The following is a 24976-nucleotide window of genomic DNA, read 5'->3' on the forward strand; positions in this document are numbered from 1 at the left end:
TCAAAACCTTTTCTTGAAGAGTAGTGACTCCCCTCGATGAAGCTGAAGTGATTCGCCTGTTGGCGAGTCCCGAAGGAAGACAGAAGGTTTTCCCCGTGATTGTTGACCAGTACAGCCAATCGCTGTATTGGAAGATTCGTAGTATAGTCCTTACACATGAGGATGCTGACGACGTATTGCAAAACACGTTTCTCAAAGCATGGAAGAGTCTTCCGACCTTTCAAGGGAAAGCTAAATTGTCCACTTGGCTCTATCGCATAGCTATCAACGAGTCGCTCGATTTCCTTCGTCATCAAAAGACGGCTACGCTCTCCAGTGCTGATGCCGACCTCTCAGTAGCCAATCGCTTGATGGCAGACGACTACTTCGATGGCGATAAGAGTCAGGCAGTGTTGCAGGAAGCCATTGCAACCTTGCCCGATGTGCAGCGTACGGTGTTCACACTTCGTTATTATGACGAGATGAAATACTCCGAGATGAGTGAGATATTAGGTACAAGCGAGGGTTCGCTGAAAGCCTCTTATCATATTGCTGTACAGAAGATTACTGACTACGTGAAGCGGTATGAATAATATTTTACCTTGATAATTAAACCATTCAGCCTTTCTGCAGTCTAAGTTATATCAAAGAAAAAACTTTATGGAATCAACGAATCACTTACAAAAGGAATACGGCACGCAACGGCCTTTCACAGTTCCAGAGAATTACTTCTCTGAATTGTCTTCCCGTGTGATGGCTCAGATACCAACTGAAGAGCAGAAAGAGACGGTGGTGACGGTAAAGCCACGTCGTGCGAAGGTGCATTATCTCCGCCCATTGGCAGCAGCAGCGATGACTATCGGGGTCGTGTTGGTAGGCTTCCTTGCTTATCATGAGTTTGATGGTGGGCAAGGGAAACATGCTTTGGCAGAGGATCATTTGGCGCAGGGAGCGCACGAGACATCGGCTTCATCAGAAGATGATTTCGATCAGGCAGCCGATTACTTCATGATAGACGAGTCGGATATGTATGCTTATCTGGCGAGTGAAGAATAATAGAGGAGAAGGAAGTATGAAATATAAAAGAATAATCCTATTGCTTTGCGTTTTCTTTAGTGTGTCTTTGCTGCACGCACAGGGGAAGTTTGATTTTAACAGAATCAAGGCAGAGTCGCATAACTTCATTACTAAAGAGGCAGGACTGAGTGGGCAAGAGGCAGCACGACTGTTCCCTGTCTATGATGAGATGAGAGGTAAGCAGCGTGTCTATTTCGATAAGTTACGTGCTATATTTAGTGCAAAGCCGTCGTCAGAACGTGAGGCAAGTAAGATGATTGAACAGGCTGACGCCTATGAAATACAATTAAAACAGATAGAACAGCGTTATCATAAGGAAATGCTAAAGGTGATTCCTGCCACAAAACTGCTGCGCGTGTTAGAGGCTGAACGCCGCTTTCACCGCCAGACGTTTAGGAAAATGGCAGGGAGGAGATAAAAAGCCTCACCCCCCAACCCCCTCTCCGAAAGGAGAGGGGGAGTGCTGGAAACGGTTTGCTTGGGGACTCACAGAAAGGTTTTCTCTTACTGAGAGAGGGGCGGAATTACGCATAAAACCTTCCGAATGGATAGATGTATCACTCATAAAACCTTCCGAACTACAAGGGGTATCACGCATTTCACTCCCCTCCCTATGGGGAGGGGTAAGGGGGAGGGGCCAGTTGTGTTGGTTGTGCTGGTTGTGCCGCTTGTTCCTATTTTGATATAACTAAATTATAATAATGAGACAACTTCATTCTCTTTTGAGATTATTGATTGCCGCAGTGCTTTTCATTGGGATGGCAAATGCCGTGTATGGACAGGTTCCAGCTAAGAAGCGAGAGTTCCGCGGTGCATGGATTCAGTGTGTGAACGGACAGTTCCAAGGTATTGGTACAGAGGAGATGCAGCGTACGTTGCGTTATCAGTTGGACGAACTGCAGCGAGATGGTGTGAATGCTATCATCTTTCAGGTGCGTGCAGAGTGTGATGCGCTCTATCCAAGTAAGTATGAGCCATGGAGTAAGTTCCTTACAGGGCGTCAGGGTACACCTCCTTCACCTTATTGGGACCCATTGCAATGGATGATTACGGAGTGTCACGACCGTGGTATGGAACTTCATGCGTGGATTAATCCTTATCGTGCAAAGACAAAGAATACCACACAGTTGGCAACGAATCATGTAGCAGTAACCAACCCAAATCGTGTTTTCTCATACGATGGACTTTACATCCTCAATCCTGCTCTACCAGAGAATCGCAATTATATCTGTGCAGTAGTGGATGATATTGTGAGCCGATATGATATTGATGGATTGCATATTGATGACTATTTCTATCCTTATCCTGCTGCAGGACAGACCATTCCAGACCAAGCTTACTTCCAACATGACAGACGTGGTTTCACCAATATCAACGATTGGAGACGTAATAATGTAGACCTTTTCATCAAGCAGTTGGGTGAGTCTATCCATCGTCGTAAGCCTTGGGTGAAGTTTGGTGTGTCTCCTTTTGGTATCTATAGAAATCAGAAGAACGACCCAAAGAATGGTAGTCGTACAAATGGTTTGCAGAACTATGACGACCTCTATGCCGACGTTCTTAAGTGGGTGAACAATGGTTGGATAGACTATTGTGTGCCACAGATTTACTGGGAAATTGGCAATCGTGCAGCAGATTATAAGGAACTCATAGGTTGGTGGAACCGCTATGCAGGTAATCGTCCGTTGTATATTGGTGAGGATGTACTTCGTACGGTGAAGTATGCTGACCCACAGAACCCTAACTCAAATCAGCTTCCAGCGAAACGTCGTCTGCATCAGCAGTGTCAGAACGTAAATGGAACGGTGTTGTGGTATGCTAAGTCGGTGGTTGATAACCCAGGCAACTATGGTACACTCCTTCGCACAAACTACTGGCGTTATCCAGCTTTGCAGCCTTTGATGCCATTCATTGACGATGAGGCTCCATCGAAGCCAAAGAAGGTGAAGGCAAGACAGGAGAGTGATGGCTACTATTATCTCACATGGAAGGCTCCACGAGGAGAGGGCTGGAAGGATGCTCCTTATCGTTATATCGTTTATCGTTTCTATGCTGGTGAGCCAATCAATCTCGATGATCCGTCAAAGATTGTGGGGATGCCTTACGGCAATAAGCTACGTCTTAATTATAAAGACGGCAGTACAAAATATGTTTATGTCGTTACTGCACTTGACCGTATGAGTAACGAAAGTCATGGTAAAAAGAAAAAGGTGAAGCTTTAGGCTTCACTTTTTTTATTGAGGTTATTGGGCTGATAGGGCTTGTTAGCCTGATTGTTATTAGCTTTGTTGGGCTAATTAGCCCAATTGTTATTAGCCCAATAGGGCTTGTTAGCCTAATAATTATTAGCCCAATTAGTCTTATTAGCCCAACAAGGCTAATAGTCCTTCTCCCTTAATAATCCCCGATAAAGCTCCTCATACTGGCGGGCAACCTTGATATGATCATGATGTTTGCGTACATATTCATAGCTATCGCGGCGCAAATGTGGAATGAGAGAGAGGTTATTGACGAGGTGCGTAAGCTCTCTAACACAGCTTTCGTAAGTCGGGAGAACGTTGATGATAGGTCGGAGAGTGGGCTCATGGATGATTTCATAGTTCTCTGGCTCACCGCCACCGATACAGATAATGCCGTGTGCCATCGCTTCAAGCGGATTCATCGAGGGCGTATAGCTGTAGAGCTGGTCCATGATAGCATCCGAACCGAGCATCGTTCGTACGTATTCGTCAAAGGGTAGACCATTAACAACAGTGAGGTTGAGGCGGTCGGGGTATTGTTTTTTCACCGTTTCTGCGGCTCTCAGCATGATATCAGTCCCTTTATATACCGATCGACTCTTACTGATTCCAATAAAAAGATTCAACTTCTCGGGTGTTTCATCGGCTATGATAGGCGGCTCACCGACAACGATAGGGAAGGGGATGAAGGTTGTTTTCTTAGGGAAATACGGCTCATAACAGCACCAATACTCGTAGAGTCCTGTCACGATAGCGTCGCATTGTTCAGCCATCAGCTGGTTCAGACGACCTTTTTCCGTATCAATCCAATCCTCTCTCTCGACTATCGCCTCCTTATTTTGGCGCAGTTCCTTACCGATATTGAAGTCGCTGTAACGCAGTGGCATCGTCGTTGAGCACGTGTTTACCCAATAATAATCCATCCCAAAGCCACAGAGAACAACCTTTTTGTTATGTTTTTTCAGATAATGAAAGAGCGGAAAGAGGCGCTCCGCCTTCAGTTCAAAGAACACAGGATTGATAAACTGTACGATGTCATAGCCTCGCAGACGGGGCAGTAGGGTATAGATTTTAGCCATTAACAGCATGCCACCCAGCCTTCCCGACCGTCTGGAAACATCAATATCACGTGGGTAATTCTTCCAAAAATCCCCATTCGACACCACCGTTACCGTATGTCCAAGTTCACGCAAGCCTCGTGCCAGCGTGTTATGTACGTTGCTATATTCACCTAAGAGAAGAATTTTCATGTGTCTTTTGTAATTCATAATTCACTTCGTACAATTCATAATTCATAATTCACAATTCATAATTATGATTACCGAGTTTGCTATTATTGTATGATAGGCTGGGTAGTCATAAATATGAATTAATCATTTATCTCTGAAAGTTATCATAATTATCCATTGAGAACTCTGAGTTAGGGGTTGCATATTGCCAGCTATTGCGGTAATCATAATTATGAATTATGAATTACAGCCTTTGATATTCTTCATTTCTTTATAGTTTGAAGAAGTTCTCAGAATAATCTTTATAGGTTTTACTTCTCTATAGTTCATGGCAAAGGTAACTTATAAATTACGTTTACACAAGTTTTATGGGTTATTTTCTCCGTTGCTCCCTGCGCCGACGGTGCCTCTGTGTCATTAAAAAAGACTCCGTAAACTCCGTGTCTCCGTGTGAGATTTAACCCCAAAAGACAAAGAAATATATTGACAAAATGTTCGATGAAATGGCGGAGAAAAGGACAAAAAAACAAGCCGTTTCAATACCCTTGTAAGTGTTTTGCTATCAAGTAGTTGCAAAGGTGATTCCCAAAAGGTGCTTAATAGGACTTCAAAAGGGCGTTAGTAAGAGGCTTAAAGGGCATCTATTGTAAGTCAATTAGGCGTCTTTTAGAAGCCAAAAGAGCATGTATTGGTTTTGAACTACATGAAAATAGTTTACAAGAATCAGTTGATAAGGGAATGAGCTATTCGTAGACGACAGATAGATATCGTGTCTATTTGCGTTTTATCCCTTGTTTAGCCTTAACAGCATTCTCAATGTCTTGCGCCCGAAACTGCTGTTTGTCATTCTTCTGAACCACTTATACTTACTTGTATAGTCCTTGTCGGGCAGCGGGAAAAGCCCATGTCGGGACAGACGTTGTAGCACATGGTTGAGATGAGTCTCGTCATGTGTCATCGTTATCACGTTGTAAATATGGTCCATTGTCAGTTGGGCGATGCGTCGTTCCATTGCAATCCGCTCTTTAACAGGGAGATAGTCAATCCGCTCTTTCAACCGATAAAGCACCTGCTCAGCGTCAGAAAGGCGGCGGATATGCCAACGCTTGTCACGTTTGTGCATGATAGACCCCTCACGTTTACGATAGTAATACGCCTTGTTATTGGTAAAATAAAGGTTCTCAGCACGTAACATGAGTTGTGGCGTAAACTCTTCATCCTCGTGAAGTATGCCTTTAGGGAAACGAAGTTCGTGTAGAATCTCCTTGCGGAAAAGAGCTGTACAGACACTGCCCCGCAGGTTATTGTGCGTCATATACTCCGTTCCACTTATCGGCCCCTCAGCATCAGCAAGTGGTTTTGAGATTTTCTTGTCAGTTGACTGGAATAAAACCATATCCGTTTCGCGGTATCTGATGATATCCAGACACTGCTCATAGGCACTTGTCAGCAACAAATCGTCACCATCAACAAACTGAATAAAACTTCCTTCAGCCAGTTCAATTCCTGTGTTCCGTGCTTGTCCCAATCCTCGGTTAGGCTGCCTAACGTAGACAATTTTTGATGAAAGGGCAAGCAATTCGTTGATAGGCGAATAGTCTGCACCGTCATCCACGACGATAATCTGGCGTTCCGTCTCGTTCAGACTCAATGCCAAGATACTGCTGATACATTCCTTTAGCATATCAACAGGCTCGCTATAGTAAGTCACGATGAAGCTTACGAGTGGCTTATCTTCCTTATTTTGTGAATAAACTGGGTGAGTTGACATAAGCGTTTTAATCCGATTAAGTGGAGAATAAAGAGTTTCAAGGTGCCTTTATAGGGCAGAATGGGTAGGATAGGGGCAGCGTGAGTAGCTTCGTAGACATCCAACTGAATATTAACCAATGCCTGATAATACGCAGGTGTCAGTTCGCCCCATAACTTGAGGTGCTTAAGATGCGCTTCCAAGAGGTCGTTTAATTCCTTTCCTCCTGCTTGAGCGGTGATGCCTTTGTCGTTTTGACAATAGTAATACAAGCCCGCGGCAGTTGTTGCCACTACCTTTGCCTGCTGCAATAAGTAAGGATAAGTGTAGACATCTTCAAACACTCTGCCCTCTGGAAAGCGCGTCTGTGCAAAGAGTTCACGCCGAAAAAGCTTATTACAAGCGTAGGTGTGGAGGTGAGCCCCGCCCAACCAATAGTCACGAATAGAACCGATCGTTGTATCCGTGAAGCTCAGCAGGCGTTGCTTTGTCGCACTTCCGTAATACAGCATAGCAGGATATTCAAGGATATCGTAGTCGGGATGTGCTGCCAAGACAGCCAACAACGTATCGTATGTACCCTCAGCAACGAAGTCATCAGAGTCGACAAAGGTGAGATAATCGCCCTTTGCCACTGCTATTCCTGCGTTCCTTGCTGCCGAAAGACCCTTGTTTGTTTGGTGGATAAGCCTACAATTCCCCTTAGTAGCCGCCATTTCTTCCGCTATCTGCCCAGAGGTATCCGTTGACCCATCATCAATGAGAATGACCTCTATCCTCTCATCCATCTGCGTTAACACACTCTCCAAACATCTCTGGAGTGTGTCTTCAACGTTATAGATGGGGATGATGATAGATAATCTCATGTAATAATTGTTTGATGCAAAAATAATAAAAAACTTTTAAATCCGTTAGTTAATGTGATGAAAAAAGTCTCTAATACTGACAGCTATTTGCATATCTTGAAGTACATCAGCCTCTTTGGTGGTGTACAGGTGCTGAATGTGCTGATTGGTATCGTGCGCAACAAGTTTGTTGCGATGTTGCTTGGACCGCAGGGAGTAGGTCTTATCTCGCTTTTTAATTCCACAACCAAGCTCATCAGTGACTCTACGAACTTTGGAATATCTATGAGTGCTGTGCGCAATATATCAGAGGATTACGACAAGAAAGATGAGGAGAAACTGACGAAAGATATTGCCCTTGTGCGTTCATGGAGCCTGCTTGCTGCCTTGTTGGGATTCTTTATCTGCATTTTCCTGAGTCCGTTGCTTAGCCGTTACACCTTTGCATGGGACGGACATACGCTTCATTTCATCCTTCTTTCTCCTTGTGTGGCATTGACTGCCTTAGCTGGAGGCGAACTTGCTATCCTCAAGGGAGTCCGTAAGTTGCGTGCCTTAGCCGCTATATCGGTGTATAACGTGTTGGGAGCCTTAGTGTTAACCGTTCCACTTTATTATTTCTTTGGTGATGCAGCCATTGTTCCTTCGTTGGTATTGATGGCATTAGTACAGTTGATTTTGACGATAGTCGTTTCCTATCGCCTATACCCTTTCCACGTTTCTTTCCAAAAAACGTTCTTAGACAAGGGTTGGGGCATGATTCGTTTGGGTACAGCCTTTGTCTTTGCAGGCATCTTGGGCTCTGGTGCCGACCTGATTATCCGCAGCTATCTCAATAATGTTTCGGATATAGAGACCGTAGGTTTCTATAATTCTGCCTTCATGATGACGATGGTTTATGCTGGTATGATCTTTTCAGCAATGGAAACTGACTACTTTCCACGCCTTTCTGGGGCGAACAACTTGAAGTTTACTTTTAATCAGATTGTCAACCGACAGATAGAAGTGACACTCTTGCTCATCTCTCCTTTGCTTACTTTCTTCCTCTTATTCCTACCCCAGCTGATTCTTTTCCTTTATTCTGATAAGTTCCTTCCAGCCCTCAGCATGGCGCAAGTGTTGGTGTTAGCGATGTATATCCGTGCTATTCGCCTCCCTGTAGAGTATATTTCTTTAGCAAAGGGTGACTCAAAATCCTATCTACTCTTAGAGGGATTGTATGACATTTTCTTTGTTGCACTCGTGCTTCTTGGCTTTTGGAAGTGGGGACTCTTCGGTGCAGGATTAGGCATAGCAGGAGCTGGTCTGCTCAATCTTGTCTGTGTCTATGGCTATGCTTACGCTCGTTATGATTATCGTCTGTCCTCATCAGTGATGCGCTATGCCACACTTCATTTCTCAATTGGACTCCTTGTGCTTCTTTGTGTACGTTCTGATGACGAGTGGATGCGGTGGGGCGTAGCCAGTTTGTTATGTGTTGTCAGTACGATAGTTTCTCTCCGTGTGATGAAAGCGAAGTCGGGACTATGGAATGCTTTAGTAAGTAAAGTGAAGAATAAGTTTGTTCGCCATGCCAAAGATTAGTATACTTGTAGCCGTTTATAACACAGCAGCTTACCTACCGCAATGCCTTGACTCGCTGTTGTCGCAGACCTTAAAGGATATTGAGGTTATCTGTGTCGATGATGCGTCAACGGATAACTCATTGGATATTCTCCATCAATATGCTGAAAAGGACGAGCGTGTGAAGGTTTTTGCGCTGAAAGAGAATAGAGGACAAGCCCATGCCCGCAACGTTGGACTGTCTCATGCCACAGGCGATTACATTGGTTTTGTGGATAGTGACGACTGGTTAAGCCGAGATGCTTTGGAGAAGGTGTGCGAATCTTTCCGAGATGATGTCGATAGTGTTCTGTTTCGTGTACTTTATGCTTATCCTGATGGTCGTATGAGGGATTATGAAATGTCGCCATTCACGACGATGACAGGCGATGAGGCTTTTCGGTCGAGTCTTACTTGGCAGATTCATGGTTGCTATGTTGTACGTAATAGTATTCATAAGGCGCACCCATACGATGAGTCGCAGCGGGCATACAGCGATGATAACACCACACGTATTCATTATTATTATTCGCGTAAGGTGGCTTATTGTGAGGGAGTTTATTATTATCGTCAGCAACCAGTCTCCACAACACATAACATCAGTGTTCGCCGTTTCGACTTTCTCTTAGCGAACGAGAGTATGCGTTATCAGCTCCTTTCTTTGGGTGCATCAGAGGAGACCCTCCGTTGTTTTGAGACGGTGAGATGGCTCAACTTAGTGGGGCTTTACATGTTCTATTTCCTTCATCGCCATGAACTCTCCCTAACCGACCGCCAACATGGTTTGTCTGTCATGCACCATGTTTGGCAAACCATTCATCTTCAGCAAGTAAGCCCTTCAATAAAAAGGAAGTTCGGTTATATGCCCCTCCGCTGTTCGTGGCATCTTTTCCGTTTGCAGGAGGAGGCTTACTTTTGGTTGAGGGGGATTGTAGGGAAGAATAAATAGCCTCACCCCCTACATAGATCTCCGCAATTTTTCGTAGTATAGATACTGTTTCCTTCGTAAACATTTGTATTTATGATATATTCAGTCCTTCCTTTTCGTGTTGCATCGATGGCTAAAACCGTCCGTTAGAAGAGCTTTTTATTTTCTTGTTATATGTTGTTATTGACCTATAGACCAAAAGAAATCCTCCTCAAGCAGTGTATTGCTTAAGGAGGAAAAGACTATTTCAAAACCTGTTTTTGAGTAAGGAAATGGTCTTTATTGATCTATGAGAAACTTTATTTATACTTACAAATAGAAAGTTATCAGTTTGTTAGTTTGCATTTCAATATACCCTTATCCTGTAGTAAGTTCTTTACTTTACAGTTACGGTTATTGTACCTGCCAGCTTGTTCTTGTCAAGCACGTTAACAGTTGTTGTTCCTGCTTTCACGCCCTTGATGGTAATCTTAGCATCCTTAACGGTAGCAGTTGCAATCTTGTTATCCTTCACGTTAACCGTGTATGGAGCCTGACCTGTTTTGATGTTAACAACATCCTCCTTACCAACGGCAATGTTTAAGCTTGTCTTGTCAAAGGCAAGTGGAGTAATTACATTGACAGAGATAGTGCCGAAGCGCTTGTTCTTGTCGGTAACTGTAATGGATGCCTTGCCCTCCTTGACACCTGTAACGGTCATGACATTCTTGTCAACCTTTACGGTAGCAACCTTTTCGTCAGTAGACTTAACTGTGAAAGGTTGGGTTCCGTTACCAATAGTTACGTTTGCAGAGGCACTGGGAGTCACATTAACTGTAGTAGTACTGAACTTCAGACCAGTGTTTTTGTCACCATTGTCATCACTGCAAGATGCGAGAGTTACTGTACCAAGGCAGAGAGCTGCCATCACCATTGTTTTGAAAATACTTTTCATTTCCATTGTTTTAGTTTTTGGTTTATATAAGTTGAAAATAATCTTTTTATCGAATTGATTTCGCTTATATAAAAGCAACTTTCTAAATATCTTGCCTCGCATAAGAATAAAGTTTTGTTAAAAGTGTTTGTTTAGCAAAAATTGCTACATAATCTACTCCCTCTTTTATAAACTTCACTGGTGTAAATCTTTGGGAAAAGACAGTGTTGTAAAGCCTTTTGGGGCATACTATACCCCATTTTAATTAGGTATAATCCTCCCTTGTTCGAGATAATTGGATATAACAATTTCTGATTTTTACAACGTTAACTCGCTACAATCTATCTGTTACTTGCCTTGCCTCCTCTTATCATATATATGGAGTAATCCTTTTCTCTTTGCGCTAATGAAGTCTCCGCTTTGTTCTAACCTCCATTTATTTTGCTTTCCCAGTGTGACTTTTATAATTCATAATTATCGCTTTTATCAGTGTCAAAAACCTTGACGTTTTCTTCAATAAAATCTCTGAAATAAGGGTAAAAAACACGTATTGTGAACAGGTTTGCAACTAACAGGAAATCAGGATGTTATAAAACGCGAAAGTAAAAGGTGCTTATTAAGGGTTCAAAAGGGCGTTAGTAAGAGTCTTAAAGGGCACCTTTTGGAAGCCAAAAGGGCGTTAATTCGACTGCTATTTACGCCCTTTTAAAATTCAAGGTTAGAATTTTCTTTACAATAAAGACTGTGTGGTAAAGGATAACTCATCGGGTTATACGATGAAGGGTGAGGTAGAGGGGAAGGGGAAATGAAGTTGGTTCTTCTGAGATTTGGGCTGATGAACGAAAGTTCTTGCATCATAAGGCACACAGAAGGATGGAGGGGATGGAGTAAAGCCAATGCAACGGAGGTGCCGAAGATACAAAGAGTGGCAGAGGTGTAGCGTACAGATTCCTAATAACCTTTGAGACAAATGCTTTGCAAATAAAGCCTCTCATAAAATCCACAAACTACCTCTGTTGCTCTTTGTGTCGTCGACACCTCCGTGATATTTATTGTTTGGTTTATTAATCCTCCGTTATCTCCGCTTCTCTGTGTGATATATGGGTTTAAGTTCTCATCTTAGGTGATAGCCCTATCATTCTAAATTCCTAAAGCTCCATAAATGTACACAGCAGCACACATAACTCGTTAACTACTCGTTTACTTGTCTACTGTTAACTCGTTTACTTGTCTACTGTTAACTCGTTTACTTGTCTACTATCAACTTGTTTACTCGTCAACTTGTCAACTCGTCAACTTAACCATCTAATCCTGGAAGTAAACTCTCTTCACACGATTGCTGATAGTCGTCAGTACCTCATATGGAATCGTGTCAAGCGTATCGCTGAGAACGGTGACAGGAAGATGGTCGCCGAAGATTTCGACACTGTCACCTTCCTTACAGTCGATGCCAGTAACGTCAATCATCGCTACGTCCATACAGATGTTGCCGACGTACTCCGCCTTCTGACCATTCACTAAACAGTAGCAGTGGCGGTTGCCCAAATGGCGGTTTAAGCCGTCAGCGTAGCCGATTGGAATTGCTGCAATCACACTGTCATGGTCGATTGTTCCCTTGCGAGAATAGCCTACCGTGTCACCAGCTGGTACGTTACGCAGCTGCAGGATGGTAGTCTTCAACGTAGAGATATTGTTGATTGTCTTGTTCGTTCGTGGGTTGATACCATACAAGCCTAAGCCCAATCGACACATATCCATCTGACGTTCAGGGAAGTGTTCGATGCCCGAAGAGTTGTCCATGTGGCGGATAATCTTATGGCTGAACGCAGCTTGAAGCTTCTTGCTACCCTCATCGAAGAGCGCAAACTGATGAGCAGAGAACTCGTCGAAGTTGTCAGCATCAGAGCCAACGAAGTGAGAGAAGACCGAACGAGGGATGATAGCGTTCTGTTGTTTCAGTCGCTTAATCAGTTCGTCCATATCCTTCTGTGGGTCAAAACCTAATCGATGCATACCCGTATCGAGCTTAATATGAACAGGGAAGCCCGTGATACCCTCCTTCTGTGCAGCCTTCACGAGTGCATCCATGAGTCGGAAGCTATACACCTCTGGCTCAAGGTCGTAGTCGAAGAGCGTCTTAAAGGAAGTCATCTCTGGGTTCATAATCATGATATTGCTTGTGATACCGTTCTTACGGAGCGTCACACCCTCGTCGGCAACAGCCACAGCGAGGTAGTCAACACGATGATCCTGTAAAGTCTTTGCAATCTCTACGGCACCAGCTCCATAGGCATCAGCCTTAATCATACAAACCAATTTCGTCTCTGGTTTGAGGAAAGAGCGATACCAATTGAGGTTGTCAACAACGGCATTGAGGTTTACCTCCAACACTGTTTCATGCACCTTCTTCACCAAGAGTTCTGTCAGTCGGTCGAAACCAAATTGTCGTGCGCCCTTCAATAAGATTACTTCATCGTGCAAGTTAGCGAAGACATCGCTGTGGATAAAGGAGTTGACGGTAGCAAAGAAATGCTTTTCGCCTAAATGCTTAAAGGCAGAACGCTGTGCCAAGAGACCTTCACCAATACCGATAAACTTCTCAACACCACGCTTCTCGCAGAGGAAAGCCACCTTATTATATAGGTCTTTATCCGTGTCACCACTCTGCAGGATATCGCTCAGAATCAATGTGCGGCGACGTCCCTTATGGTCAGGACGACGGTTCATGAAGTCGAGTGCAATATCGAGTGAGTTGAAATCAGAGTTATAAGAATCGTTGATAAGCGTACAGCCATGCTGTCCCTCCTTCACCTCCAAGCGCATAGCGACTGGCTCTAACTGTGCCATTCGCTCGCTGATAGTAGCAGGGGTGAGTCCTAAATGGAGTGAAACGACTGCGCAGGTGATAGAATTCTCAACGCTGGCATCGTCAATGAAAGGTAGTTTATATTGTCCTTCCGTCTGTCCTTTCCATACATATGAAACGGTTGTTTCAATGTCTTTCTTCTCGATAGCTTTGATATAGAAGGCTACCTCCGTATTCTTTACAGACCAATCGAGCTTCTGACCCTTATAATCATACTGGCTTAAACACTGTGCCATCACCTCATTATCGGCAGAATAGACGATTGCCTCGGTGTCGTGGAAGAGCTTTATCTTCTCGTGGCACTTAGCTTCTAAGGAAGGGAAGTTCTCTTGATGGGCAGTACCTAATGTGGTGAAGACGCCGATAGTAGGCTGGATAATGTCGCGCAAAGCCATCATCTCGCCTGGTTGACTGATACCTGCTTCAAACACTCCGACCTGTGTATTCTCGTTTAAGAGCAGTACTGACAGAGGAACACCTATCTGTGAATTATAGCTACGAGGTGAACGTGTGACCACCATCTGTGGAGAAAGCAACTGATAAAGCCACTCCTTGACCATCGTCTTACCATTTGAACCCGTGATGCCGACTATCGGAATCAAGTATTCATCGCGATGACGTTCAGCCAGTCGCTGCAAAGCTTCCAGCGAACCAACCACCTTCAAGAAGTTAGAATCAGGATAACGAGTTGCCCAATCCTCAGGCACTACCTCCACGACAAAGTTTCTTACACCCCTTGCATAGAGTTCTGGGATGTAATTCTGTCCGTCGTTACGCTCAGTTTTGAGCGCAAAAAACAATGTTTCTTCAGGGAAACACAGAGAGCGGCTGTCGGTAAGTACAAAGCTTATATTTGCGTCCTTATCACCATAACGGCGTGCGCCAATGAGCGTCGTTACTTTCTCAATAGTATAATTCATTACTATCTAAATTGTTTTATTCTTATGCAAAGATAGTGAAAAGTCTTAATACAGCGTATTATCCTTGCTGTTTTTTCGTCTTATCATTGAATATAATATCGGTGAGCGCACTTAGGACACACTCCTTTTATCATATAATTGATAGATGATTGTTCGTATCCTGCAGGCAACTCGACCTGTGGAACATGTATGTCATTGAGGCAATAGGTGCGATGGCAACGCTCACAATAGAAGTGTACGTGCATGTCTTCATCTTCTTCATCGTCATCGCTGAGACATAATTCGTAGCGCACTATATCATTTCCGTCTTCCAACTGATGTACTAAATGTTGCTGTTTGAACAATGCTAATGTACGGAAAATATTTGACTTGTCAATCGTTTGAATCTTTGCTTCCAACTCTTTCATAGAGGCTGGGTTGTCCAATCCTGACAGTGTTCGTGCTATGAGAATGCGATTTGCGGTCAGTCTAATACCATGTGCTTTCAGCAGTGCTTCGATCTGCTTGTCATTCATTTCTTCCATAGTTATAAATTCAATTCTATATTGGGATATTTTAGTTCCAACATCTTGGCTTTTTCCTTTGTTTTCTTTATGAAATCCTGATAAGCCGCAGCCTCTGGATGAAACGGGCGGTGCGCCAATGCCTCTTTGATAGGTCGCCATTCCTCCAGAAACTGTTTGGCTTCTGCAGAGAAACAGGTTGCCACAAGCTGTTCCCAGATGTATTCTACAGCCTGCTCGTTGGGGTGCAGCATATCTGCTTTGTAGAAACGATAGTCGCGCAGTTCGTCGTTCACAATCTCATAGGCTGGGAAGTAATAGACCCTCTCTCCTTCTTCCTTAATCACCTTGTCGGCAGCCAACAGCAGCACAGCCTTTGACAACTGACTTCCGTGATAGCCATATTTGGCATAACGGATAGGGCTGACCGTGATGATAATATTGACCTTTGGATTCGCTTGGCGTAGTAGGGTGATAGCCTCGCGCAGTGCGTCGGCACACTCTTCAACCGTAAGTTCGCGCTCTTCAAACTCTCGTTGTGGACGTTTCTGGCAGTTGTCAACAATCTCGCCTGTAGCTCGCTCCACATAGACATGGTTTGTTCCCAATGTGAATACGGCTGTGTCAAACGTATAGTTTGCCACCTTCTTCACCGTATGTAGCACTGAAACAGGGTTATACATCACACCGAAGGGGTTTACCATGGCACGAAACTTCTCTTCTTCGAATCGCTTACCAATATTGTCGGCAAAGCACGACCCTACAAAAAGAATCCGCTCACAAGGTTCCAACTCAAATGTTGGACGGGGGATGTTGACAATTGTTCTAAATTCCATTGAGCGCAAAGGTAAGAAAAAAGGATAGAATACTCAAACGGAAAGAATATTTTTCATACTTTTTATTGCTTAAATATTTATGTAAGATAATTATTCTGCAAGATAATGTTCAATCTCATATATTATTTGTATATTTGCCCTACTTATAAGCTTATTGTTTTTAAGTTGAGTAATGATATGGATCAAAAGACATTAGAGTTTGTTACTTATTGCATTGGCAAGTTGTCGGTAATGCTGAAACTACCACAACAAGAAGTGTATCGTAGGTTGAAAACCTCTGGTATACTGGATGAATATATTGTGCCATCTTATGATGTCTTGCATACATTCGGCTCTCGTTATCTGATGGAAGATTTGACGGAATACATGAAAGAGAAAGGAGTTTTATAAGATATGAAACTGTATCATTCTTCTAATACAAGCATTGAGCAGCCAGATACTTTACACTCACGAAGGTATTTGGACTTTGGAAGTGGATTTTATCTGACGTCTATATATGATCAGGCGGTGCGATATGCACAACGCTTTAAGCGTAGGGGAAACGAGGCATGGCTGAATACCTATGAGCTGAACTTGGCAGATGAAGCACAATGGATAATAAAGAAATTTGGTTCTTATGACCAAGAATGGCTTGATTTTGTGGCACAATGTCGTGATGGAAAAGATAGCTTTAATTATGATATGGTAGTTGGTGGTATTGCCAATGATAAGGTCATTCTTACATTAGATAGGTATTTTATGGGCGAGTTATCTCAGGAAGAGGCATTAGGATTATTGAAGTTTGAGAAGCCTAATATACAATATTGTATTCGTTCTGAGAAGATGTTGCGAACTTGTCTCGTTTTTATAGGAAGTGAAAAGATATGAATGAGGATAGTACACAGATTATAAAGAGCGCACGATGTGCAAGAGTTATTCAAATGCTTAGTACAATGTATGGAATCTCTCTTAGTGAAGCAACTGATATGTATTATAATTCGGAAACCTCTAATATGATAGAAGAGGGGATTGCTGATTTACATTGTCGCAGTGAAAAATATCTTTCAGAAGAAATCTGGAAGGAAGTACACGAAACAAAATAATACTCCTAATGTACACATACAATTACCCACACCCAGCCGTAACGGCTGACTGTCTCGTCTTTGCACGAAGTGATGAGGGGATGAAACTGCTGTTGATACAGCGGAAGAACGAACCTTGTAAGGGGAAATGGGCATTCCCCGGTGGCTTCATGGATATTGACGAGACAACTGTTGATGCTGCTCGTCGTGAGTTGAAAGAAGAGACTGGTTTAGTGGTTGGCGAGCTGCATCGTGTTGGTATCTTTGATGCTGTCGACCGTGATCCACGCGAACGTATCATCACTGTGGCTTATTACACGATTCTTGACAAACCTGCCGAAGTCAGCGGTTTGGATGATGCAGCACAAGCAAAGTGGTTCCTCTTGACCGAACTTCCCGACTTAGCGTTTGACCATAAGGAAATCCTCCAAGAGGCAGAAAGGGTAATGGGTGATAGCTGATGGGTGTTGGGCGGTCAATGAGAACAATAAGTTTAATTAGCCTAATTAGTCCAATTAGTCTAATTAAGCTGATTTCTCCTCCTTCTTCTTGGAAAGATTAGAATCTTTTATCAGTTTGTAAGTTCCCCATAAACTCATAATTTGCAGTGTAATAAGAGGTATCGTGGGCTTAAAATCTGTTCCCAATAACAATAAGCCATTGCCAATAATAAAGAGCAACAATATTAGAATCGTTCTTCTCATACCTTTAATTGCTTTTTAATTGTTAGTAAATTCTGTTTGCAAATATAACTTATCTGGATGAAAGTTCCAAACTTATGCTGTGATTTTACGCATCAAATAATTTCCTTGTAATATCTTTGTCATTTGTTTTCCCCAATTAACCTTGCTGTTATACTCCTTCACCCCCTACACCATCGGTGCCTCTGTGGGCTACATATCCTTAAATAAAACCTCCATAACCTCCGTTCCTCCGTGTGAGATTTAGCGTAGTAAGACAAAGAAATATGTTGACAAAGCGTCCGAAGAAAAGGTCGGAAAACGTCTTAACCCAAGTTTAACACCCACTTCGCCTAATTGTTACTGTTACCGTACCTTCCTCGTTTTTCTTATGGGCTCTGTGTCCTACAAATTTTATTCTTTTTGAATGGTGAGTGTTTTAAGTTCAACTTATCGTATATCTGTTTTGCTTGCTTCGAAGGACTACTACATTGGCGCATCTCGATGGTTTCACCTAATGGATTCTTCCCTTTTGTGGTGACGAGCTTTTGGGTACTCATACGTCGTACTATCTCGGTCCAGTAACAGGATTCTCCTTCTCGTTTTAATTGACAACGGATAGTGTTTACCACCCAGTAGGCTAATAAACCGAAGAAAAGGTGTGCGTCGCTTCGCTCATCTTTCTGATGATAGATTGGACGGAGGTTGAGATCATTCTTTAGTTGTCTGTTCGTACATTCTATCTCACGAATGAGATTGTAGTATTCCCATGTTACACACTCAGAAAGTGTCCTGACATTGCTACGGAGGAAATAGACTCCATGACCAGATTCCATTGCCGAGAGGTCTTTTATCTCCCAGTCTACACGTAGCATCTCCTTGGGCTTCTTCTCATTTTTTATGTAGCTTATCTGGTAGAACTTCGCTATAGAAGGGTACTTCTGTATGGCACGTCCTGTACGTTCAACAACCTTTTCATAGGTTTTTGTTCCACCTTTCTTGGAGATTCCATTGTTTATCCTCTGCAGTTCCATCTCAAAACGCTCTTTCCAAACCCTGTTCATGGACGACTCTGTCATAGCTTTCGAAGGAGATGTTATTTCGAGATAATAATCCTCATCATCCTCTGTCTTAACCTCTTTCAGCGTTATCTTCTGCCGACGGGCATCCATTACTGTAACGCTCTTGTTATCATCACTGAGCATATAGTCTTTCATTTTCGTACGGGATACGCAGAGATAATTGTAACCCTTTTTCTTTATTAGATCCAAGTTCTCTTCCGTGGCAACACCTGCATCCATGACAACGAGCGTATCCTTTGTTCTTGATGGATTCCTCTTTGCCAGCGTATCAATCATATTGGGTAGAGACTTGGGATCTGCTGTATTACCCTCCAAGATAGAAGAATAACGTATAAAACCTTCTTTATTGATACATAATGCAAGTACAAGTAGCTTACAGTCAGAGCGTTTTTCTTTTGAACGACCGAACTTGGCCTTGTTGCTGTTACGCTTGCTGCCCTCGAAATAGAAGTTGGTTAAGTCGAAGAGCATCAACTTGTTGTCTATATTAAAGAGAGCGTCAGTAATGCTGCACAGATGATGCTCTAACTGTTCCTTTAGTTCATATAATTTATCAGTGATTTTATACAGAGAATTGATTCCTGGTGTCCAGCCAGGAACTCCACTATAAAGTTCAGCGGCAGCCGAGTTATCGCGCAAATAATAATAAGATGAACGTTCAGAAACTGCATATACCGTGCGAACAATCAATGCTGACAAAGCCGTGTGTATCGCATTCTCCGTCCACCCGTTTTTGCGCAGAAAACCCTCTAATTGTAGCTTGTCTATTGTCTGCTTGCAGAGCCACTCTGCACCAACATTCCTTGCGTCAGTATAGTTTGCCGTCTCAAGGTCAATATAGTTCTCATATTTTCTCAGCGACTTCTGCTCTTCCTTATTAAACCGATCGATTCCACCTTCTTTCTCCATACGGATCCACCATTCGTCAGCCTTTGCCTGTTCAATAGGAGTAAGACCGTCAAGATGTTCTTTGAAAAGCGAGGGTGTACTTCTATTTTTGAAGCGTTCGGTAAGAGCGTATGCAATTTTTCGAACCTGTACAGCAGTAAGTGAAGGTTCGAACCCGATATTCAACAGAATTAGCGAATGTACATGACCCTGCACATCACGATATGACTCCTTGATGCGATAATAAGGAGCCATGTCCCCTGTGGCAGGGTTGAATCGTGTCTGTACATTTGCGTGCATGAGTGCAAAGTAACTCTAAGTTTGCAGCAAGAAACTTAAAGAGGGTATAAAAATCCTTTAGAAAACAAGGTTGATTCATTACCTTTGTTGTCAAAAGGAAGAACCAGCCTACAGGATAGGGAAACTTTAAAGTAACAAGGAATTCAAATCCAGCTTTTGCTTTAGTCCATCCTGTATAGTTGCAAAGACCTGATAGAAAGTCTAGGCTGCGAGCCTATTTAGAGTTTTGAGTCCAACAACTATTGGCTAGCCTTCCATAAAATGCAAAGATATGAAGAAAGTTTTAATTGGCATTGATTTCTCAAAAGAAAAATTCGATGTAGCTATTATCGTTAAGTCTACATCTATGCAAGTGCATGCAGTGTTCGACAATAAAGTGAGTGGTTATCGTAAGATGATTAAGTGGATTAAGTCTGTGGTTGAGGAAAAAACATGCTCCTCTTGGTTGTTCTGTGGCGAAACTACGGGTGGATACAGCCGTATGATGAGCGACTGGCTATATGCTCAGGGGTATGACGTGTGGATAGAGAATGCACTAACCATCAAACGCACATTCCCTTTGAAGCGTATAAAGAATGATGCTGTTGACGCATTTATGATTGCTGAGTATGCTCTCCGCTTTGAGGATAAGGCGCAGTTATATGAACCCTTAAGCCCTGCTTTGAGTGGATTACGGGAACTTTTCTTGTGTCGTCATCACCTTGTACGTCACAGGTACAGCTTTCAAGTAAGACGAATTGAGAAACGTTTTACACAAGAGAAATCGCCTATCAAGAATACTATATCTCAGAGTGCCAGACATATCATTACAGAGATAAATAAGGAAATAGCCAAGTGTGATGAAAAGATAAAGGAATATATCGAATCAGATGACCAACTCTATAGTATTTTTGCCATTGTCACATCTATGCCTGGTGTTGGGACTATCAACGCTGTCAGTTTAATGGTATATACGAACAACTTTACGCGAGTTCGCATACAACCCAAGAAAGATTGCTTGCTACTATGGTATAGCACCTTTTGGACGTGATTCTGGCACAAGCGTACACACTGATCCACGAGTGGGCTTTATAGCTAATAAGATGCTCAAATCGCTCCTCACACAGGCTGCATTAGCCGCTGTACGAACTTGTCCACAGATTGCAAAGTATTATCAAAGGCTTATAGAACGAGGAAAGAAACCGATGGTTGCACTGAATAATGTCAAGAATAAGATGATTGCCATTATAACAGCAATGGTCAGAAATGGTTGCATGTATCAATCTGACAACATCTGCGTGGCAACGCAAAGTGTAAATGTTAAATAAATAGTTAAAATAAGAAATATTGGAGGTTTTTGACATAGAAAGCAAAATAATTTTGATATGGCTGTGTCCTACAAATCAGATTTTACTCCTCGCAACAATACCCTACACTTGATTATCAATCATTTATCAAATTGATACTACACAAAACATCCCGAAAATTTATGAAAAATAATTTTGCCGGTTAAACTTGGGTTAAAGTCGCAACCTTGATAACCTCCTAATCCAAGATATTGCTTAGTCTCCTTGTTCATCACCTCTATGTTCCATCTAATCTGATACACTTCAAAGGCTTTTACGAAAGACATCGTTGTATCCGTGGTGAGCAGGACGTTCCATGCGGAGTTCCTGCCATACTTGATGAGGAAGATTCTAACAGGTATATCTCCTAAGCGTCCGTTGAGTTGAATATATCGACATTTGTACTTACGACAGTTCTTTCCTCGTTCGCGTTCATAGGTGGCAATGAGTTCTGCAGCATTTTTCTTCCTGCCTGATACGGTGTATTTCGTCTTTCCCATTTTAGCAAGTCCAACAAAGTGCATTGCTCTTTTACCTATGCTTCTAACACATGCCATAAGTTGCTCACAGGTAAACCGACTATCAGTAATCACATATTTCGCATGCAAGCCCATCTTCCATCTTAATCCGACAAAACGAAATGTATCACTTTTGAAAAACGAAATGTACAATTTTAACATTTCATTTTACCTTAATTAACTTATAAGCGCATGTAATTTTAATTATTTTTCACATAATAATTATTTACATTTTAACGCTTTTACATAGCGTACAAATGTTGGATATGATAACCCCATTTGAGGAAAAACAAACATACGCCAAACTTGCTTGTAACACTTTCTTTGGTTGCCTTGTTCGTAATGCTGGCTGATTATATCCCCAACCTGTTCAATAGCCTTTAATCGTCTTGTTTGCATAGTTCTTATAATAATTTGTGGTGCGACGTAAAGCCACACCACAAAGATACGTAATTTCTTATGAAATCAAGTATCTTATGAAGAAAAAGTATAATTAAATACCACTACTAACAATTGCCCCTATCCCCTTGTTTCTAATAGGCATACATACAAAACGCTTATCAAATCCAACAATGGTTGCACGCTGTTCGGGGTCATCAACCTTGGAATACATATAAATTTCACCATCTGCTTTCATCACCTCATCCGTGTAAAAAGCCACGCTTGCAAAATTAGCTGTTTCCTGCCCTTTAAACTCAACCTTAGAATACTTGCCACCTGTAAATGAATAGGTGGGCATGTGTGGGAAAGAAAGGCATCCAAATCCAGCAAATCGGGTTGGCTCTCCATCTGTAAGGTTTGTTAAGTCCTTAAACAGTTTCAAGTCCTCGAGTAATAAATCTGAAACGTGTTTGGGGGTGAAGAATCAAGAAACGTCTATCCAAAGGGATTTCTACATTATCAAAGCGTTCTTTAAGCGCAAGAATATCTGCAAACGTCAAGCGTTTACGCCCCTTTGCAGTTTCTCCTGTTGTTGATACAATAGGGGTAAACTCCGTGTCTTCATTCGGTGCAATGGCATGAGCTGCTTTGACTGCTACTGCCTTTTGTAAAGTAGACCGATGTTGCCTCAGCACACTTTCCAGTTTATCATAAGCATACTCCACAGCATCAGGACGGCGAATTATTGTATTTTCCGTTTCAAACTGATCAAGAGGTATTTCACAATCCTTGTCATCACGTCCAACAACGGGGATAGGATATGTTTTGTTGTTTATCAACACCTTGGGGTCAATACCTGCTTCCCCCATATGTATTTTGTTATTATCTACTTCAGACGAAAAGTCTAAAACATACTTTAAGAAACTACTATCGGGGTAAAAATTTTCCTTTAATTGGTTTACCCAAACTTCCTTGTTTAGTGCCATATTTGTTATTTTAATTTATTGTTATTATATTGATTATCAACTAATTCTTTGTATATATCTGGGTGCTTAGCTAAATATTCGGGGTCATTCTTCCGATACCACTCAAGCGTTTTGACTTGTGGCAATTTCTTTCCTTTGTTAGACATCAGAATCTTATATAATAGGGGATTTTCTGCCAAATCCTTTGGGGCAAAAATTCTCCAATCGTCTAACGTCCACTCTGCCCTATCCTCAAAATTCAATGAAAGGAAACGATTAACTCTCTTAGGTTTTGGTTTTATACTTAACACCTCTTCCAAGCTCCGTCCGCCCATCTGTTCTCCAATGCTTTTATAAACCTCACGTTCAAAAGGCATTATTCTTCCACTTCTTTCAGCATCGCAAATTAATTCTATTATCTTTGCATCGTCACTTTTCTTTAATGCTTCATACCGTGCTATAAATGTAGCACTGTCATGCTTTGCAAGTGATTGAAACACGTTCTTTTCGGCATCATCTATCCATCCTTTTTTTAGTGCATTCTTAATCATTCCTGAATAATCAACATTTTTGTTGTTTTTTGCAATTTGTTAATAGCATTAAGGATATCTCTTTCATCCGTTTTTTTATCAAGTGATAAAACAGCACTCAACTTGTTTTTGAACGCCTTATAATCAGCCTTTGGAGTAAAGCCGTGAAGTCTGTTTGTAATGGTGTAAATATTTTCCTCTGTCGGCTCTCCCTGTATAGGTGAAGTATCAAATATATTATCAACAAGTCCAAGTTTAAAGGCTTCTTCAGCCGTAAACCAATGGTCATTGCCGTCAAAATATAAATTACGTATTTCCTCACTCGATTTGTGGCACTTGTGTGCTATAATATCACACAGAAGTGCATCTATTTTTCCCATTTCCTCAACACACTTAATCAAGTCTTTCTGTGTTCCATAGCACCCTGTGGAAACGGTATGTATCATTAGGCGAGAATAACGCCCCATCTCAAGAGGCTTGCCACACATTGCTATCACACTTGCTATTGAAGCTGCAATACCATCTATAAAGATTCTTATATCTCCCTTACATTCATTTATAGCCTGTACAATGGCAATACCTGTAAACACCTCCCCTCCAAATGAGTTTATACGTATTTCAATAGGCTTGCCCGCACCTTCAGCCTGCATTATCTCCTGTTTGATTTCAGCTGCATTTACTTCTGTGTCACCTATTTCACCATATAACAAGATAGTGCATTCATCTGCACTTGTTATCAGTCTGTTAAAGTATTTACCCATGTTGCATTTTACATTTATTATACGTTGCAAAACTATGTAAAAACACTGAAATGTCATAAAATTATTATCTTTCTGATATTTTTTTCTGTTTTTCTTTGCCCGTTCAAATAAAAATGCTAATTTTGCAATATCCTATAAATTACAGAGAATGACAACGACTTTATTAAAGAAATTATTTTTGCACGCTATGGTGTGGCAAGTGGAAACGCCCCAATGCTTTTCTGTAAGGCATAGGACACCTAAGGCGTGCCTTTTTTCATTTCCTAAAATTTACAGTTATGATTGCAAAAATCAATTTGGACGGCAAGGAACATCTTGCTATTGTGTTGGGTGAAACATTTTCCTATGAAGACGTTACACGTTTCCGAAAAGCTATTAACTCATATATGCAGACAACAGAATCGCATTTGGACTCCAGAGGATGCGATTATACAAACCATGACGATAACTATTACCTTCATTCTCTTATGGGAGAAATGGAGTTTACAGACGAGCAAATGTTTGATATGATAGCATCATACTTTAATCAAGACTCGGAAACAAAATACGAAAAGGCAAAGAAAAGAGTCTGTGAAATTTATATCTAACCAATTGATTATAAGAAACGTGCATTTTTTGCATGTTTCTTATTTGTTTCTCCAAAGTGTTTCCTTTGCCTGTAAGCTCACAAGATAATAAAAGCTGACAAGTTGCCCACAAACAAAAAAACGTCTATTATGGCAAAGTATGCAGGCTTTTGCCGTCCCTGTAAGTATTCCTGTCAGAGAAACAGCACAGAAAGCCTGCTTTTTGCCCTG

25 protein-coding genes and 1 pseudogene are annotated in these 24976 nt (G+C 41.9%); 13 read left to right on the forward strand and 13 right to left on the reverse strand.

Going from position 1 to position 24976, the window contains the following annotated elements:
- Nucleotides 1-23 precede the first annotated feature (23 nt).
- The 4 genes from J4861_RS01595 to J4861_RS01610 all read left to right on the forward strand — a co-directional run bounded on the left by J4861_RS01595 (nt 24) and on the right by J4861_RS01610 (nt 3278).
- Nucleotides 24-572: an RNA polymerase sigma factor gene (locus J4861_RS01595; protein ID WP_211816448.1), complete on the forward strand. Its 549-nt coding sequence runs from the start codon at nt 24-26 to the stop codon at nt 570-572.
- Nucleotides 573-639: 67 nt separating this feature from the next.
- Complete coding sequence (locus tag J4861_RS01600) at nt 640-1035, forward strand: hypothetical protein (protein WP_211816449.1); 396 nt, start codon at nt 640-642, stop codon at nt 1033-1035.
- A gap of 16 nt (nt 1036-1051) precedes the next feature.
- A complete protein-coding gene (locus J4861_RS01605) occupies nt 1052-1474 on the forward strand; it encodes a hypothetical protein (RefSeq protein ID WP_211816450.1) in 423 nt (140 codons plus the stop codon).
- A 283-nt stretch (nt 1475-1757) separates the two neighbouring features.
- The gene (locus J4861_RS01610; RefSeq protein ID WP_211816451.1) at nt 1758-3278 is read left to right on the forward strand and encodes a glycoside hydrolase family 10-like protein; all 1521 of its coding nucleotides are present in this window, start codon (nt 1758-1760) and stop codon (nt 3276-3278) included.
- Between the two features lie 155 nt (nt 3279-3433).
- On the opposite strand, the gene J4861_RS01615 is transcribed toward J4861_RS01610, so the two are convergent.
- From J4861_RS01615 to J4861_RS01625, 3 genes are all read right to left on the reverse strand, one after another.
- Complete coding sequence (locus J4861_RS01615) at nt 3434-4546, reverse strand: glycosyltransferase family protein (protein WP_211816617.1); 1113 nt, start codon at nt 4544-4546, stop codon at nt 3434-3436.
- 763 nt (nt 4547-5309) lie between these two features.
- A complete protein-coding gene (locus J4861_RS01620; RefSeq protein WP_211816452.1) occupies nt 5310-6296 on the reverse strand; it encodes a glycosyltransferase family 2 protein in 987 nt (328 codons plus the stop codon).
- Nucleotides 6245-7141, reverse strand: a complete 897-nt coding sequence (locus J4861_RS01625; RefSeq protein WP_211816453.1) for a glycosyltransferase family 2 protein — start codon at nt 7139-7141, stop codon at nt 6245-6247. Before J4861_RS01625 ends, J4861_RS01620 begins: the two co-directional genes overlap by 52 nt.
- A 57-nt stretch (nt 7142-7198) precedes the next feature.
- Here J4861_RS01625 and J4861_RS01630 point away from each other — a divergent pair, with 57 nt between their 5' ends.
- On the forward strand, nt 7199-8704 hold the full coding sequence (locus tag J4861_RS01630; protein WP_211816454.1) for an oligosaccharide flippase family protein: 1506 nt from the start codon (nt 7199-7201) through the stop codon (nt 8702-8704).
- Nucleotides 8691-9671: a glycosyltransferase family 2 protein gene (locus J4861_RS01635; protein WP_211816455.1), complete on the forward strand. Its 981-nt coding sequence runs from the start codon at nt 8691-8693 to the stop codon at nt 9669-9671. The genes J4861_RS01630 and J4861_RS01635 overlap by 14 nt, the downstream gene beginning before the upstream one ends.
- 355 nt (nt 9672-10026) lie before the next feature.
- Here the strand turns inward: J4861_RS01635 and J4861_RS01640 are convergent, their stop codons facing one another.
- The 4 genes from J4861_RS01640 to J4861_RS01655 all read right to left on the reverse strand — a co-directional run bounded on the left by J4861_RS01640 (nt 10027) and on the right by J4861_RS01655 (nt 15688).
- Nucleotides 10027-10590: a pilus assembly protein N-terminal domain-containing protein gene (locus tag J4861_RS01640; protein ID WP_211816456.1), complete on the reverse strand. Its 564-nt coding sequence runs from the start codon at nt 10588-10590 to the stop codon at nt 10027-10029.
- 1278 nt (nt 10591-11868) lie between these two features.
- Nucleotides 11869-14349, reverse strand: a complete 2481-nt coding sequence (locus tag J4861_RS01645; RefSeq protein WP_211794782.1) for a bifunctional UDP-N-acetylmuramoyl-tripeptide:D-alanyl-D-alanine ligase/alanine racemase — start codon at nt 14347-14349, stop codon at nt 11869-11871.
- 83 nt (nt 14350-14432) lie between these two features.
- Nucleotides 14433-14864: a Fur family transcriptional regulator gene (locus J4861_RS01650; RefSeq protein WP_211816618.1), complete on the reverse strand. Its 432-nt coding sequence runs from the start codon at nt 14862-14864 to the stop codon at nt 14433-14435.
- Nucleotides 14865-14875: 11 nt separating this feature from the next.
- Nucleotides 14876-15688, reverse strand: coding sequence for a GSCFA domain-containing protein (locus J4861_RS01655; RefSeq protein WP_211816457.1), 813 nt, complete (start codon nt 15686-15688; stop codon nt 14876-14878).
- Nucleotides 15689-15865: 177 nt separating this feature from the next.
- On the opposite strand from J4861_RS01655, the gene J4861_RS01660 reads away from it, so the two are divergent.
- The 4 genes from J4861_RS01660 to J4861_RS01675 are packed head-to-tail and all read left to right on the forward strand — an operon-like array spanning nt 15866 to nt 17210.
- On the forward strand, nt 15866-16078 hold the full coding sequence (locus J4861_RS01660; RefSeq protein WP_036924016.1) for a DUF3791 domain-containing protein: 213 nt from the start codon (nt 15866-15868) through the stop codon (nt 16076-16078).
- Nucleotides 16079-16081: 3 nt separating this feature from the next.
- Nucleotides 16082-16555, forward strand: a complete 474-nt coding sequence (locus tag J4861_RS01665; RefSeq protein ID WP_211816458.1) for a DUF3990 domain-containing protein — start codon at nt 16082-16084, stop codon at nt 16553-16555.
- Nucleotides 16552-16770 (forward strand): DUF3791 domain-containing protein, encoded by a 219-nt coding sequence (locus tag J4861_RS01670; RefSeq protein ID WP_211816459.1) that lies wholly within the window; start codon nt 16552-16554, stop codon nt 16768-16770. The genes J4861_RS01665 and J4861_RS01670 overlap by 4 nt, the downstream gene beginning before the upstream one ends.
- Nucleotides 16771-16778: 8 nt before the next feature.
- A complete protein-coding gene (locus tag J4861_RS01675) occupies nt 16779-17210 on the forward strand; it encodes an NUDIX domain-containing protein (protein ID WP_211816460.1) in 432 nt (143 codons plus the stop codon).
- Between the two features lie 608 nt (nt 17211-17818).
- Here J4861_RS01675 and J4861_RS01680 read toward each other — a convergent pair.
- Nucleotides 17819-19699, reverse strand: coding sequence for an IS1634 family transposase (locus J4861_RS01680; RefSeq protein ID WP_211816461.1), 1881 nt, complete (start codon nt 19697-19699; stop codon nt 17819-17821).
- A gap of 271 nt (nt 19700-19970) precedes the next feature.
- On the opposite strand from J4861_RS01680, the gene J4861_RS01685 reads away from it, so the two are divergent.
- On the forward strand, nt 19971-20729 hold the full coding sequence (locus tag J4861_RS01685; protein ID WP_249110783.1) for an IS110 family transposase: 759 nt from the start codon (nt 19971-19973) through the stop codon (nt 20727-20729).
- A complete protein-coding gene (locus J4861_RS13320) occupies nt 20710-21006 on the forward strand; it encodes an IS110 family transposase (RefSeq protein WP_249110811.1) in 297 nt (98 codons plus the stop codon). Before J4861_RS01685 ends, J4861_RS13320 begins: the two co-directional genes overlap by 20 nt.
- Nucleotides 21007-21197: 191 nt before the next feature.
- Here J4861_RS13320 and J4861_RS01690 read toward each other — a convergent pair.
- The 5 genes and pseudogenes from J4861_RS01690 to J4861_RS01705 all read right to left on the reverse strand — a co-directional run.
- A pseudogene (locus J4861_RS01690) lies at nt 21198-21644 on the reverse strand (IS4 family transposase); the annotation flags it as partial.
- Nucleotides 21645-22035: 391 nt separating this feature from the next.
- The gene (locus J4861_RS13325) at nt 22036-22365 is read right to left on the reverse strand and encodes a hypothetical protein (protein ID WP_249110784.1); all 330 of its coding nucleotides are present in this window, start codon (nt 22363-22365) and stop codon (nt 22036-22038) included.
- On the reverse strand, nt 22352-22909 hold the full coding sequence (locus tag J4861_RS13330; RefSeq protein ID WP_249110785.1) for a hypothetical protein: 558 nt from the start codon (nt 22907-22909) through the stop codon (nt 22352-22354). Before J4861_RS13330 ends, J4861_RS13325 begins: the two co-directional genes overlap by 14 nt.
- 5 nt (nt 22910-22914) lie before the next feature.
- Nucleotides 22915-23439 (reverse strand): hypothetical protein, encoded by a 525-nt coding sequence (locus tag J4861_RS01700; RefSeq protein ID WP_211816462.1) that lies wholly within the window; start codon nt 23437-23439, stop codon nt 22915-22917.
- Nucleotides 23436-24179, reverse strand: coding sequence for a head maturation protease, ClpP-related (locus J4861_RS01705; RefSeq protein ID WP_211816463.1), 744 nt, complete (start codon nt 24177-24179; stop codon nt 23436-23438). The genes J4861_RS01700 and J4861_RS01705 overlap by 4 nt, the downstream gene beginning before the upstream one ends.
- Nucleotides 24180-24457: 278 nt before the next feature.
- On the opposite strand from J4861_RS01705, the gene J4861_RS01710 reads away from it, so the two are divergent.
- On the forward strand, nt 24458-24766 hold the full coding sequence (locus J4861_RS01710) for a hypothetical protein (protein ID WP_211816464.1): 309 nt from the start codon (nt 24458-24460) through the stop codon (nt 24764-24766).
- Nucleotides 24767-24976: the final 210 nt, after the last annotated feature.

This window comes from Prevotella melaninogenica (assembly GCF_018127925.1).
Lineage (GTDB): Bacteria > Bacteroidota > Bacteroidia > Bacteroidales > Bacteroidaceae > Prevotella > Prevotella melaninogenica_C.

Bases quoted from the DNA above. Each gene is read 5' to 3' on its own strand.
- J4861_RS01615 (WP_211816617.1), bottom strand. From the start codon at position 4,546: ATGAAAATTCTTCTCTTAGGTGAATATAGCAACGTACATAACACGCTG.
- J4861_RS01670 (WP_211816459.1), top strand. From the start codon at position 16,552: ATGAATGAGGATAGTACACAGATTATAAAGAGCGCACGATGTGCAAGA.
- J4861_RS01700 (WP_211816462.1), bottom strand. From the start codon at position 23,439: ATGATTAAGAATGCACTAAAAAAAGGATGGATAGATGATGCCGAAAAG.
- J4861_RS01630 (WP_211816454.1), top strand. From the start codon at position 7,199: ATGAAAAAAGTCTCTAATACTGACAGCTATTTGCATATCTTGAAGTAC.
- J4861_RS01625 (WP_211816453.1), bottom strand. From the start codon at position 7,141: ATGAGATTATCTATCATCATCCCCATCTATAACGTTGAAGACACACTC.
- J4861_RS01655 (WP_211816457.1), bottom strand. From the start codon at position 15,688: ATGGAATTTAGAACAATTGTCAACATCCCCCGTCCAACATTTGAGTTG.
- J4861_RS01675 (WP_211816460.1), top strand. From the start codon at position 16,779: ATGTACACATACAATTACCCACACCCAGCCGTAACGGCTGACTGTCTC.
- J4861_RS01680 (WP_211816461.1), bottom strand. From the start codon at position 19,699: ATGCACGCAAATGTACAGACACGATTCAACCCTGCCACAGGGGACATG.
- J4861_RS01660 (WP_036924016.1), top strand. From the start codon at position 15,866: ATGGATCAAAAGACATTAGAGTTTGTTACTTATTGCATTGGCAAGTTG.
- J4861_RS01685 (WP_249110783.1), top strand. From the start codon at position 19,971: ATGAAGAAAGTTTTAATTGGCATTGATTTCTCAAAAGAAAAATTCGAT.
- J4861_RS13330 (WP_249110785.1), bottom strand. From the start codon at position 22,909: ATGGCACTAAACAAGGAAGTTTGGGTAAACCAATTAAAGGAAAATTTT.
- J4861_RS01705 (WP_211816463.1), bottom strand. From the start codon at position 24,179: ATGGGTAAATACTTTAACAGACTGATAACAAGTGCAGATGAATGCACT.
- J4861_RS01635 (WP_211816455.1), top strand. From the start codon at position 8,691: ATGCCAAAGATTAGTATACTTGTAGCCGTTTATAACACAGCAGCTTAC.
- J4861_RS01650 (WP_211816618.1), bottom strand. From the start codon at position 14,864: ATGAATGACAAGCAGATCGAAGCACTGCTGAAAGCACATGGTATTAGA.
- J4861_RS01605 (WP_211816450.1), top strand. From the start codon at position 1,052: ATGAAATATAAAAGAATAATCCTATTGCTTTGCGTTTTCTTTAGTGTG.
- J4861_RS01640 (WP_211816456.1), bottom strand. From the start codon at position 10,590: ATGGAAATGAAAAGTATTTTCAAAACAATGGTGATGGCAGCTCTCTGC.
- J4861_RS01610 (WP_211816451.1), top strand. From the start codon at position 1,758: ATGAGACAACTTCATTCTCTTTTGAGATTATTGATTGCCGCAGTGCTT.
- J4861_RS01710 (WP_211816464.1), top strand. From the start codon at position 24,458: ATGATTGCAAAAATCAATTTGGACGGCAAGGAACATCTTGCTATTGTG.
- J4861_RS01665 (WP_211816458.1), top strand. From the start codon at position 16,082: ATGAAACTGTATCATTCTTCTAATACAAGCATTGAGCAGCCAGATACT.
- J4861_RS01645 (WP_211794782.1), bottom strand. From the start codon at position 14,349: ATGAATTATACTATTGAGAAAGTAACGACGCTCATTGGCGCACGCCGT.
- J4861_RS01620 (WP_211816452.1), bottom strand. From the start codon at position 6,296: ATGTCAACTCACCCAGTTTATTCACAAAATAAGGAAGATAAGCCACTC.
- J4861_RS01600 (WP_211816449.1), top strand. From the start codon at position 640: ATGGAATCAACGAATCACTTACAAAAGGAATACGGCACGCAACGGCCT.